The sequence below is a fragment of the Paraburkholderia sp. RL17-368-BIF-A genome (genome assembly GCF_046054045.1).
GTDB classification, from domain to species: domain Bacteria; phylum Pseudomonadota; class Gammaproteobacteria; order Burkholderiales; family Burkholderiaceae; genus Paraburkholderia; species Paraburkholderia graminis.
Genome location: NZ_JARESN010000008.1, coordinates 288,927 through 300,051 on the forward strand (window position 1 = coordinate 288,927; position 11,125 = coordinate 300,051).

Annotated in this window: 11 protein-coding genes; 5 read left to right on the forward strand and 6 right to left on the reverse strand. The window is 64.2% G+C overall.

From position 1 onward, the window contains the following. Positions 1 to 32: 32 nt before the first annotated feature. The 5 genes from P0D87_RS16930 to P0D87_RS16950 all read right to left on the reverse strand — a co-directional run bounded on the left by P0D87_RS16930 (position 33) and on the right by P0D87_RS16950 (position 5,741). Positions 33 to 1,082, reverse strand: coding sequence for a sugar phosphate isomerase/epimerase family protein (locus P0D87_RS16930; protein ID WP_053857659.1), 1,050 nt, complete (start codon positions 1,080 to 1,082; stop codon positions 33 to 35). A gap of 74 nt (positions 1,083 to 1,156) precedes the next feature. Continuing rightward, positions 1,157 to 2,119 (reverse strand): substrate-binding domain-containing protein, encoded by a 963-nt coding sequence (locus P0D87_RS16935; protein ID WP_006048569.1) that lies wholly within the window; start codon positions 2,117 to 2,119, stop codon positions 1,157 to 1,159. 75 nt (positions 2,120 to 2,194) lie between these two features. Then, entirely contained in the window at positions 2,195 to 3,208 is a 1,014-nt protein-coding gene (locus P0D87_RS16940; protein WP_006048570.1) for an ABC transporter permease, read from the reverse strand. Beyond that, a complete protein-coding gene (locus P0D87_RS16945) occupies positions 3,189 to 4,676 on the reverse strand; it encodes a sugar ABC transporter ATP-binding protein (RefSeq protein WP_053857658.1) in 1,488 nt (495 codons plus the stop codon). The genes P0D87_RS16940 and P0D87_RS16945 overlap by 20 nt, the downstream gene beginning before the upstream one ends. 3 nt (positions 4,677 to 4,679) lie before the next feature. Continuing rightward, complete coding sequence (locus P0D87_RS16950; protein ID WP_053858968.1) at positions 4,680 to 5,741, reverse strand: LacI family DNA-binding transcriptional regulator; 1,062 nt, start codon at positions 5,739 to 5,741, stop codon at positions 4,680 to 4,682. Positions 5,742 to 6,062: 321 nt separating this feature from the next. Between P0D87_RS16950 and P0D87_RS16955 the strand changes: the two genes are divergently transcribed. Both P0D87_RS16955 and P0D87_RS16960 read left to right on the forward strand, forming a co-directional pair. Then, complete coding sequence (locus tag P0D87_RS16955) at positions 6,063 to 6,716, forward strand: protein-L-isoaspartate O-methyltransferase family protein (RefSeq protein ID WP_006048573.1); 654 nt, start codon at positions 6,063 to 6,065, stop codon at positions 6,714 to 6,716. Between the two features lie 61 nt (positions 6,717 to 6,777). Next, positions 6,778 to 7,101 (forward strand): rhodanese-like domain-containing protein, encoded by a 324-nt coding sequence (locus P0D87_RS16960; RefSeq protein ID WP_006048574.1) that lies wholly within the window; start codon positions 6,778 to 6,780, stop codon positions 7,099 to 7,101. Positions 7,102 to 7,183: 82 nt separating this feature from the next. Here P0D87_RS16960 and P0D87_RS16965 read toward each other — a convergent pair whose 3' ends face one another. Then, positions 7,184 to 8,020: an alpha/beta fold hydrolase gene (locus P0D87_RS16965; RefSeq protein WP_006048575.1), complete on the reverse strand. Its 837-nt coding sequence runs from the start codon at positions 8,018 to 8,020 to the stop codon at positions 7,184 to 7,186. A 242-nt stretch (positions 8,021 to 8,262) separates the two neighbouring features. On the opposite strand from P0D87_RS16965, the gene P0D87_RS16970 reads away from it, so the two are divergent. The 3 genes from P0D87_RS16970 (at position 8,263) to P0D87_RS16980 (ending at position 10,706) form a co-directional block, all read left to right on the forward strand. Then, positions 8,263 to 8,766, forward strand: a complete 504-nt coding sequence (locus P0D87_RS16970) for a DUF2844 domain-containing protein (RefSeq protein WP_053857657.1) — start codon at positions 8,263 to 8,265, stop codon at positions 8,764 to 8,766. A 28-nt stretch (positions 8,767 to 8,794) separates the two neighbouring features. Continuing rightward, on the forward strand, positions 8,795 to 10,102 hold the full coding sequence (locus P0D87_RS16975) for a DUF3443 domain-containing protein (protein WP_053857656.1): 1,308 nt from the start codon (positions 8,795 to 8,797) through the stop codon (positions 10,100 to 10,102). A 148-nt stretch (positions 10,103 to 10,250) separates the two neighbouring features. Beyond that, positions 10,251 to 10,706, forward strand: a complete 456-nt coding sequence (locus tag P0D87_RS16980) for a DUF2844 domain-containing protein (protein ID WP_408636962.1) — start codon at positions 10,251 to 10,253, stop codon at positions 10,704 to 10,706. The last annotated feature ends 419 nt before the right edge of the window (positions 10,707 to 11,125 follow it).

An 11,125-nucleotide genomic window follows, 5' to 3' on the forward strand; every position in this document is an offset into this window, starting at 1 on the left:
CGTTGCTGTCGTTGCACTGCGCTTACCTACGCTCAAATGCCGAGCACGCGTTTTAATTGCGCCGCGTCGACGCCGCTGCCCGCGAAGTCGTCGAATGCATGTTCGGCCACGCGGATAATGTGCTCGCGAATGAACTGCGCGCCTTCGCGCGCGCCGTCGTGAGGATGCTTGAGCGCGCATTCCCATTCGAGCACTGCCCAGCCGGGGAAATCGTATTGCGCCATCTTCGAGAAGATCGCGCGAAAGTCGATCTGCCCGTCGCCGAGCGAACGAAAACGCCCCGCGCGCTCGACCCAGCCGCTATAGCCGCCATACACGCCCTGCTTGCCGTTCGGCCGGAATTCCGCGTCCTTCACATGAAACGCCTTGATGCGCTCGTGATAGATGTCGATGAACGCGAGGTAGTCGAGCTGCTGCAAAACGAAATGGCTCGGATCGTAGAGAATGTTCGCGCGCGGATGCTGCCTCACTGCATCGAGAAAACGCTCGAAGGTCACGCCGTCGTGCAGGTCTTCGCCCGGATGCAGCTCGTAGCAGACGTTCACGCCGGCGGCGTCGAATGCGTCGAGAATCGGCGTCCAGCGGCGCGCGAGTTCGTCGAATGCGGCTTCGACCAGACCGGCCGGACGCTGCGGCCACGGGTACAGATACGGCCACGCGAGCGCGCCGGAAAACGACACATGCGCATCGAGGCCGAGACGCTGCGACGCCTTCGCGGCGAGCTTCAATTGCTCGATGGCCCATTCGGTGCGCGCTGACGGATTGCCGCGCACGTGAGCCGCCGCAAAGCCGTCGAATAACGTGTCGTACGCGGGATGCACGGCCACGAGTTGCCCTTGCAGATGCGTCGACAACTCGGTGATCGTCACGCCCGCGTTGTCCACGGTCTCGCGCAACTCGTCGCAATACGACTGACTCGAAGCGGCCTGTTCGAGATCGATCAGGCGCGCATCGCACGGCACCTGAATGCCCTTGAAGCCGAGACTCGCGGCCCAACTGGCCAGGTGCGCGAGATTGTCGAACGGCGCCTCGTCGCCCATGAACTGAGCGAGAAAAATCGCCGGACCTTTGATGGTTTTCATCGTTGGGTTCCTTTAACCTTGGGTTCCTTTGATCCTGGGTTGATCTACCCATTAACGAGGGCCGCGCTTCACGATCAGAACGGCGAATCGGGGAAGTAGAACTGCTGCGCGTTTTCCTTCGTGATGAGCACCGAAGGAATGATCGTCGTGGCCGGCAGCTTCTCGCCTTTGAGACGCGCCTCGGCGGTGAGCTTGATCGCGTCGTAGATGAATTTCGGCGAGTACGACACGTCGGCCTTGATGAGCGGCGCGCCGTCCATCACGTTCTTCACCATGCCCTTCGAGCCCGCGCCGCCGAATACGATCTTGACGTCGCTGCGCTTCGCCTGGTCGATGGCCTTCAGCACGCCGACCGCCATGTCGTCGTCGGCGGCCCAGACGGCGTCGATGTGCTTGAAGCGCGTGAGGTAATCCTGCATCACCTTGAACGCGTCGTCGCGATTCCAGTTCGCGTATTTCGCGTCGAGAATCTTGATGTTCGGATAGCCCTTCAATACGCCGGTGAAAGCGGTCCAGCGTTCGTTGTCGAGCGTGGTCGGAATGCCGCGCAGCGCGACGATGTCGCCCTTGCCGTCCAGCGCTTTCGCCAGAAATTCAGCGGGGATTCTGCCGAACGCGGTGTTGTCGCCGGCCACGTATGCATCCTGCGCGCTGGTGTCGGTCAGGCCGCGGTCCACCACCGTCACATACACGCCCTTCTTCTTCACCTGCGCGACCGGTTGCGTGAGCGACGCCGATTCGAACGGGAAAATCACGAGCGCATTGATCTTGTTGACGGTCACGAGATCCTGCAACTGGTTGGCCTGCTCGGGCGAGCCGGCCGCGGTCTTGACGATCACTTTCAGATTCGGATGTTCTTTCTCAAGATCGGCCTTCGCCTTGTTGGCCCACCAGACGATGCCGCCCGTGAAGCCGTGATCGGCGGTTGGAATCGCGACGCCCAGCGTGACCTTGTCGTCGGCGCGCGCGATGCCCGCCGTGCTCACTATGCCCAACGCCAGCATGCCGGCGCCGATCGCTCGAATGACCTGCTTCATGGTGTGTCTCCTATCTGATGTTGTGAGGCGATCGTGCGCCCCTTCCGTTGTTTCACCGTGAATCACCGTGAATCGCTACCGCCTTCCGCGTTGAACGAACGCGACGAAGATAATCACCACGCCCTGCACCGCCGCGTTCAGATACACGCTGATGATGCTGGTGAGATTCAGAATGTTGGCGATCACCGACAGCAGGATTGCGCCGACCACGGTGCCGACCACGCGTCCTTCGCCGCCCTTGAGCGCCGTTCCGCCGACGACCACCGACGCAATCGCCTCCAGCTCCCACAGCAGGCCGGTGGTCGGCGTCGCCGAGCCGAGGCGCGGCACGTACAGCACCGTGGCCACGCCGACGCAGATGCCGAGCAGCACATACGTGACGATCTTCACCGTGTCGACGCGTATCGCCGCATAGCGCGCGACCTGTTCATTGGAGCCGATCGCCTGCACGTGCCGGCCAAATGCGGTGCGGTTGAGAATCAGCGCACCGCCTGCGGCCGTCACGAGAAACACCCAGATCGGCACCGGCACGCCGAAGAGGCTCGCGTAATAAACCGGCCCATAAAGATCGGATAACGAATTATCGAGCGTCAGCGCGCCGCCGTCGGCGAGCCAAGTCAGCACCGCGCGAAAGATGCCGAGCGTGCCCAGCGTGACGATGAACGGCTCGATGCGTCCTTTAGTGATCAGCAAACCGTGCGCGCAGCCGAACAGTCCGCCGAGTACGAGCGCGAATGCGATGCCCAACGTGACGATGACGAGCGGCGGGAACGTATGGCCGCCGACGCCCGCGGCGAGCCCGTTCATCAGCCAGATCATGCTGCCCGCGATCAGCGCGGCCATCGAGCCGACCGACAGATCGATGCCGCCCGAGATGATCACGAACGTCATGCCGACCGCGATGATGCCGATGAACGACGTGCGCGTGAGCACGTTCATCATGTTGTCGAGCGTGGCGAAGTCGCGGTTCAGCAGCGTGCCGGCGATGCACAGCGCGATCAGGCCGGCGAACGGCCCAAGCGCATACAGACGATGCGCGAAGCGCAACGCGCGGCCGGATTGCACGGCTTCAGTGGGTGCCGGTCGCATGAGCGATCAACTCCTCTTCGGTCAGATGGTCGAGCGTGAGCGTGGCTTGCAGACGTCCCGCGCGCATCACGGCGACGCGATGGCACAAGCCGATCAGCTCGATCAGTTCGGATGAAATGACGATCACCGCGCGGCCTTGCGCGGCGAGACGATGAATCAGGAAATAGATGTCGCGTTTTGCGCCGACGTCGACGCCGCGCGTCGGTTCGTCGAGCACGATCACGTCGGGCTCCGGCTGCAGAAACTTGGCGAGCGCGAGCTTCTGCTGATTGCCGCCCGAGAGCATGCGCGCGCGGCTCGACAGATCGCCCGTGCGTATGCCGAATTCGCTCACCGCATGCTTCAACGCGTCGCGGCCCGCCTTCATATCGAGCAGCGGATGCGCGTAGCGTTCGAGCGTCATCAGCGTGACGTTGTCCTGCAGGCTCAGGTTCACATGCAGGCCCTTGCCCTTGCGGTCCTCGCTGAGATACGTGAGGCCGTGACGCATCGCATCGCGCGGGCTTTTCAGATCGACGGCATGCCCGGCGATTTCGATGCGCCCCGCGGTGCGCTTGCGCAAACCGATGATCGCTTCGAAGGCTTCGGTGCGGCCCGCGCCGACGAGTCCGGCGAAGCCGAGCACTTCGCCGGCGCGCACGTCGAAGCTCAGATCGTCGACCCACTCCGGCACCACGAGCCCTTCCACTTTGAGCGCGACCGGCGCGCTCGCGGACACGGTGATCTTGTCGGGGAACATGTCGGACACGTCGCGGCCGACCATCAGGTTCGCCATCTGCTGCCGCGCAAGCGCCGCCGTTTCGTTGCGCGCGACGAAGCGGCCGTCGCGCATCACGATCACTTCGTCGGTGATGCGCTCGACTTCATCGAGCTTGTGCGAGATGTAGACGATGGTCGCGCCGTCGGCCTTCAGCTTCGCCATCAGCGTGAAAAGCCGCTCGGTTTCGGACGGCGTGAGCGTAGCGGTCGGCTCGTCCATGATGAGCAGACGCGCGCGGCGCGACAGCGCCTTCGCGATCTCCACCATCTGCTTTTCCGCGACGATCAGCTCGCGCACCTTCGTATCCGGCGCCTTGTCGAGACCCACCTGCGCGAGATAACGCGCGGCTTCGGCGCGCATCGCGGCGTCGTCGACGAACCAGCCGCGCCGCTTCTCGTGGCCGAGGTACATGTTCTGCGCAATCGTCAGATGCTCGGCGAGGTTGAACTCCTGGTGAATCAGCACGATGCCTTGCGCTTCGGCGTCGCGCGAACCGGCGAAGTGTTGCGCATGGCCGTCGACCAGCAACGTGCCCGACGTCGCGGTTTCGTAGCCGGCGAGAATTTTCATCAGCGTCGACTTGCCCGCGCCGTTCTCGCCGAGCAAACCGTAGATGCGCCCCGGCGCGAGATCGAAGCTCACGCCGTGCAGCACGCGCACAGGGCCGAAGTCCTTGCGGATGTCGTCGAAGCGGATCGCGAGACTCATGGCTCAGGTGCTCCCGCGAATCACGAGCCGATGCGGCAGCAGCACGCCCGGCACGTTCGCCAACGGATTCGCGAGCCGCTGCAACAGCAGACGCGCGGCGGTCTCGCCGAGTTCGCGCATCGGCTGGGCGATGGTGGTGAGCGGCGGATCGACTTGCGCGGCGATGGAGATGTCGTCGAAGCCGACCACGGCGACATCCTGCGGCACGCGTTTGCCGATGCTGCGCAAGCCGTGCAGGACGCCGGTCGCGAGCGTGTCGGAGACGGCGAAGATCGCGCTCGGCGGCTCCGTTTGTCCTTGTCCCCGCCTTTGCCTCGGCAGCATCAGCGAAACCGCCGCCGACGCGCCCGCCTCGTAGTCGAGACTGTTCAGATTCATGCGCCAGCCGTCGAGCGGCTCGATGCCCGCCTCGGTCAGCGCATCGAGATAACCTTGCTGACGCTGCCGCGCGTACAGGTAGTCGACGTCCGAATTGATGAGGCCGATGCGCCGGTGGCCGCGCGCGAGCAGATGCCGCACGGCGTCGCCCGCGGCCCGATAGTTGTCGATGCCCACATACGGCACGCCCATCGCCGGATCGAACTCGCAGCACGCGACCCACGGCAGCGCGCTCGACGCTTCGCCGAGCGCCTGCTGGATCGTCGCGGGATCGAGGCAGATCGCGCCGTCCGCGCGGCGGCGGCGCAGCAGATCAAAGTAGCTGCGCTCGCGGCCGGGGTCGGCGCCGGTATCGCACAGAAGCATGAAGTAGCCGTGCTGACGCGCGATGCTGTCGATGCCGCGCACGATCTCCGCGTAAAACGGATTGCCGAAGTCGGGGACCATCGTCAGCAGCAGGCGGCTTTCCGCGGTTCGCAGATTGCGCGCGAGTTCGTTGACGCGATAGCCGCTTGCGTCGATGGCGGCCAGCACCTTGTCACGGGTCGCGGGCCGCACGTTCTCGTGCGCGTTCAGCACGCGCGATACGGTGGCGACGGAAACGCCCGCCTGCCGCGCGACGCCGGCGATCGACAAACCTTCGGGCGCGGGCGTGACTGCGGCTGCGCGTGTGGCAGCGCTTTCCACAGGCTTCGCTTTCGACGTCGGTCTCGACACGGACGCGGCTCCAGAATGTAATCGATTACATTTTTGAGCGATGACAGCCCGAAGTGCAAGCCCAGATTGCTAGGGATTAACACGGGGGCAACGGCGGGCAGCAGCGGGGCAACGCGGACAAAAGCAGCCGCGCCGCGCTGCGCGCCCTGGCCCGGAACCCCGGCGCCATTTGGTACAATCCCGCAGTTACCCTGCCGTGCCTGCCTGCCGGCTTCAATGCCGAGGCTCATGCCCAGGCGCCCGCGCAGCGGATAAATCGCAAAACTTGCAAACCAGAACCGCCAATCCACCATGAACATCGAGCAAGCGCGTTTCAACATGATCGAACAGCAGATCCGCCCCTGGGAAGTGCTCGACCAGGACGTGCTGAATCTGCTGTCGATCGTCAAGCGTGAAAACTTCGTCCCCGCCGCGTACCACGAACTGGCCTTCGTCGACTTCGAAGTGCCGCTGCCGGCCGGCCAGCACATGCTGGCGCCGCGCGTCGAAGCGCGCACGCTGCAGGAACTGGCGGTGAAGAAGCACGAAAGCGTGCTGGAAATCGGCGCCGGCTCGGGTTATATGGCGGCACTGCTCGCGCATCGCGCGCAACACGTGCTGACGGTGGACATCGAACCTGAACTGGCCGAACTGGCGAGAACCAACCTGATCGCCAACGGCGTGCTCAACGCGGAAGTGGCGACCGGCGACGCCGCGCGCGGCTGGTCCGCCGCCGCGCCGTACGACGTGATCTGCGTGTCGGGCGGACTGCCCGTGCTGCCGCAGGAAATCCTCGAACAACTGAAAGTGGGCGGCCGTCTGGCGGCATTCGTCGGCACGGCGCCGGTCATGAAGGCGCAGATCATCACGCGCATCGACGAAAAGCAGTACCGCATTGCCGACGTGTTCGAGACGTATGTCGAGCCGCTCGTCAACGCCGTGCAGCCGCCGCGCTTCAAGTTCTGATTCGCCTGTTTTTCACGGACGGCCGGCGCGCGCCGCCGTCCTTTGAACGGAAGTCCCGCTGATGCAAAACCTGACCGCTCCCGCACTCGCCGAATGGCTCGCCGACACGTCGCGCCCCGCCCCCGTGTTGCTCGACGTGCGTGAACCGTGGGAAATTCAAACGGCGGCGATGCCGGGCATCGTGTCGATTCCGATGCGCGAGATTCCCGCGCGCAGCGAGGAACTCGACGACGACGCGCAGATCGTCTGCATCTGCCATCACGGCGCGCGCAGCGCCCAGGTCGCCATGTTCCTCGAATCGCGCGGCCACGCCAACGTCTTCAATCTGCAAGGCGGGATCGACGCCTGGTCGCGTCAGGTCGATCCGTCGGTTCCGACGTACTGATCGCGTACTGATCGTGTAGAGGCGGTTCGTTTCCGCCAGCTCGAGCGTGAGCCCGCGAAACGCGGACTCACGTCAATCGCTACTACGCCTGCACGAACGCCAGAAGATCCGCGTTCAACACATCCGCATTCACCGTCAACATGCCGTGCGGGAAGCCCGGATACGTTTTCAGCGTGCCGTTCTTCAGCAGCTTGATCGACTTCAGCGCCGCGTCCGCATACGGCACGATCTGATCGTCCTCACCGTGCAGCACGAGCGTGGGCACCGAGATCGCGCGCAGGTCCCCGCTCTGGTCCGTTTCCGAAAAAGCCTTGATGCCCTCATAGTGGGCCTTCGCGCTGCCCATCATCCCCTGACGCCACCAGTTCTGAATCACGCCTTGATGGACTGTCGCGCCCGCACGGTTGAAGCCGTAGAACGGGCCCGCCGGAACATCGACAAAGAATTGCGCGCGATTGGCTGCAAGCGCCGCGCGAAAGCCGTCGAAAACCTCGAGCGGCAAGCCTTCGGGATTCGCCTCGGTCTTGAGCATGAGCGGCGGCACGGCGCTCACCAGCACCGCCTTCGCCACGCGGCCGGAAGGCTCGCCATGCTTCGCCACGTAACGCGCCACCTCGCCGCCGCCCGTCGAATGGCCGATGTGCACCGCGTTGCGCAAGTCGAGCGCTTCGACCACCGCGAAAGCATCCGCGGCGTAGTGGTCCATGTCGTGTCCTTCCGACACTTGCGACGAGCGGCCGTGGCCGCGCCGGTCATGGGCGATCACGCGATAGCCCTTCTGGACGAAGAACAGCATCTGCGTATCCCAGTCGTCGGAAGACAATGGCCAGCCATGATGGAAGACGATCGGCTGCGCGTCTTTCGGGCCCCAGTCCTTGTAGAAAATTTCGACGTTGTCCTTCGTTGTCACATACGGCATGGTCGTTTCTCCGGTTGAGATTTTTGGCGATAGCCGGCTACATGATCCGGCTGCCGTGTTACGAAAGCCACCACGGTGGCGGCGACTGCACAAGCAACTGCAAACGCATCGAATGGAGAATACGGACGCGCTCCGCGTTATGGAAGAGATTTGCACCGCTTCGCCGCATTGATTGCGAAATTTCACAGGTTTTTCGGCATGCCACACAGGCACCATGCTCTGTTCATTCTGGGAGCCGTGTGATGAGACTAATAAAGATCGCGATGCTGGCCGCAACGTTGTTGCCGCTGTCGTCGTTTGCGGCGCTTGGCGGCGCCCCCGTCGCGAACGCCTCCGCGCCGCTCGTGCTGCGCGCCGCGGCGTCGCAGTCGGTTGCGGGTTCCGCTTCGGGATCCCCTGCCGCGGGCAGCCAGCCGGCCAGCGCCGTCACCGCTACGGCGCCCTACACGATGCGCCAGTCCGTCGACGCGAACGGCGTCACGATCCGCGAATACCTGCTGCCGGCCAACGTCGTGTTCGCCGTCACCTGGCAAGGGCCGATCCGCCCGAACATGCGCGCGCTGCTCGGCAGCTACTTCACGAACTACGTTGCCGCCGGCCAGACCGGCGTGCGCGGCTCCGGCCCGCTGATAGAAGGCAACGACGATTTCCGCATCGAGTCCGCAGGCCGCCTGGGGAACTTCTCCGGCATGGCCTGGCTGCCGCGTCTGTTGCCCGCGGGCGTGCGTCCCGGCGACCTCGAATAACCGCCGCTCGGCACGAAGAGAACAAGACATGAATACATTAAAGAAGACGCTTTCGCTCGCGGCCGCCATTGGCGTGTTCGCGCTTTCGGCATGTGGAGGCGGCGGCAGCAGTGGCGGCAGCAACAATCAGGGCAGCAATTCGGTTGGCTGGAATGCGACGCCGGACTGGACGCCGCACGGCTCAGGCACGGACTCGGGGAATTCATCGCCGCCCGCAACCGGCGACAACACGGCGACGATCACCGTCGACAAGTCGATGGGCAGCATCAACATGCCGAAGGTGTCCATCAAGATCTGCGTGCCGGGCACGCAGAGCACGCCGCAATGCGTGACCGTGGACAACATGCTGGTCGACACCGGCTCCACGGGCGTGCGCATCGCCGCGCGCGCGATTCCCACGCTGGCCCCGTTGCTGCTCACGCAGGTCGGCGCTGCGGACGACACGAGCGGCTCGGCGCCTATTGTCGAATGCATGCCGTTCGCGTCGGGCTACACGTGGGGCTCGGTCAAGCGCGCCGACATCACGATCGGCAGCAAGACGGCGAGCAATCTTCCCATTCAGGTGTATTCGGACAACGCCTATCCGGTGCCGGACGACTGCTCGAACTCCGGTGCCGACATTGGCGGCGCCGACTTCTCCAACATGAACGGCATTGTCGGTGTGGACAGTTTCACAAGCGATTCGGCGGACGCACTGACCACCGCGGTTCCCGGCCTTTACTACTATTGCCCGTCGCAGAACTCGTGCGTCAGCACGCGCATGCTGGCCGGCAAGCAGGTCAGGAATCCGATCGCGTCATTCGCCACCGACAACAACGGCGCGATCATCCGTCTGCCCGCCGTGCCGGCCGGCGGCAAGACGAGCGTGACGGGGCAACTGGTGTTCGGCATCGGTACGCAGCAGAACAACCAGGTGCCGTCCACCGCGACGATTCTTGCCGTCGACAAATACGGCAGTTTCACCACGCAGTACAAAGGCCGGGCCTTCACCCACAGCCTGATAGACAGCGGCACGAATGCCTATGCCTTTCCGGACGACACCATTCCGACCGCGCTCGGCGACTGGTACACGCCCGCTGCGCCGCTCCGCCTGAGCGCAACAATGGAGTCGACCAACGGCTCCGGCAAGCCGCTCGATGTGCCGTTCTCGATCGCCAATCCGGGCGGCCGAAGCTCAGCGGGTTACTACGCGCTGAGCGACGCCGGCAGCAACTTCTCGCAGCACAAGAACAGCATGTTCTTGTGGGGACTGCCGTTTTTCTATGGGCGCGACGTTTATACGGCCATGGGTAACGCGAAGGTAGGCACTCAGACCGGACCGTTCATCGCGTTCTAACCATTTCGCGCGGCACTGAAGGCGCGGCGTTACCGCTGTTACCGCTGCGCCTTCTTGCGCCATTTCCCAGGACACATTCAGCTTTGTCGGCATATTCCGGTACGGCTGCGCTGGCAACATGCTCCGACCTGTTTTCTGGAGCATTGCGATGAATCTTGTGAAGGCCGCGCTCGCCGCTGCGGTGATGTTACCGCTGGCTTCCTATGCGGCGTTGGGCGGCGCGCCGACGATCAGCGCAGCGTCGCAGTCACGGCTGCGGTCCGCCGCCGTTGCCGCGCCCACCGCTTTGGCTTCCGCCTCGTACACCGTGCGTGAAGCGCGCGACGCGGACGGCGTCACGATTCGCGAATACGTGCTGCCCAATAACGTCGTGTTTGCCGTCGCGTGGCAGGGGCCGGTGCGCCCCGACATGAATGCGCTGCTAGGCAATTATTTTCATCGCGCGGCGCCGGCGGGTGCGGGTAAGCCTCGCGGCACCGGTCCGTTAATCGACCGTAGCGACGACTTCCAGATCGAGTCGGTCGGCCGGCCTGGCAATTTCTTCGGCAAAGCGATTTTGCCGCGGCTGCTGCCGGCGAATGTCCGTGCAGAAGATGTCCGGTAACGGCCCGCGTCGATTTACGAAGAAGAAAATAATGAAGACTTTCAGCAAGACAGTTTGCTTCGCTTTGCTCACGGCTAGCGTCGGGCTTTCCGGTTGCGGCGGCGGTGGCGGCGACGATGCATCGGGCGCGGCGGTGCAGAATAACGATAAAGCGGACGGTGTGAGTCCGGCTTCGAGTCCGCGTCCTTCGCCGGCTCCGGCACCTGCACCGACTCCGGCTCCGACGCCCGCTCCAGCTCCGACGCCTGTGCCGACTCCGACTCCGACACCTGTTCCGACGCCTACGCCCTCGCCAAGGCCGACACCGACACCATCCCCGGCTCCGACACCGACGCCAACTCCGACTCCGGCACCGGCACCGACACCAACGCCGACGCCGACGCCAACCCCGAAACCAACACCAACACCGACTCCGACAC

What these genes read in the sequence shown, in the direction of transcription:
- P0D87_RS16930 (WP_053857659.1), bottom strand. Translation starts at nt 1,082, where the DNA reads ATGAAAACCATCAAAGGTCCGGCGATTTTTCTCGCTCAGTTCATGGGC.
- P0D87_RS16935 (WP_006048569.1), bottom strand. Translation starts at nt 2,119, where the DNA reads ATGAAGCAGGTCATTCGAGCGATCGGCGCCGGCATGCTGGCGTTGGGC.
- P0D87_RS16940 (WP_006048570.1), bottom strand. Translation starts at nt 3,208, where the DNA reads ATGCGACCGGCACCCACTGAAGCCGTGCAATCCGGCCGCGCGTTGCGC.
- P0D87_RS16945 (WP_053857658.1), bottom strand. Translation starts at nt 4,676, where the DNA reads ATGAGTCTCGCGATCCGCTTCGACGACATCCGCAAGGACTTCGGCCCT.
- P0D87_RS16955 (WP_006048573.1), top strand. Translation starts at nt 6,063, where the DNA reads ATGAACATCGAGCAAGCGCGTTTCAACATGATCGAACAGCAGATCCGC.
- P0D87_RS16960 (WP_006048574.1), top strand. Translation starts at nt 6,778, where the DNA reads ATGCAAAACCTGACCGCTCCCGCACTCGCCGAATGGCTCGCCGACACG.
- P0D87_RS16965 (WP_006048575.1), bottom strand. Translation starts at nt 8,020, where the DNA reads ATGCCGTATGTGACAACGAAGGACAACGTCGAAATTTTCTACAAGGAC.
- P0D87_RS16970 (WP_053857657.1), top strand. Translation starts at nt 8,263, where the DNA reads ATGAGACTAATAAAGATCGCGATGCTGGCCGCAACGTTGTTGCCGCTG.
- P0D87_RS16975 (WP_053857656.1), top strand. Translation starts at nt 8,795, where the DNA reads ATGAATACATTAAAGAAGACGCTTTCGCTCGCGGCCGCCATTGGCGTG.
- P0D87_RS16980 (WP_408636962.1), top strand. Translation starts at nt 10,251, where the DNA reads ATGAATCTTGTGAAGGCCGCGCTCGCCGCTGCGGTGATGTTACCGCTG.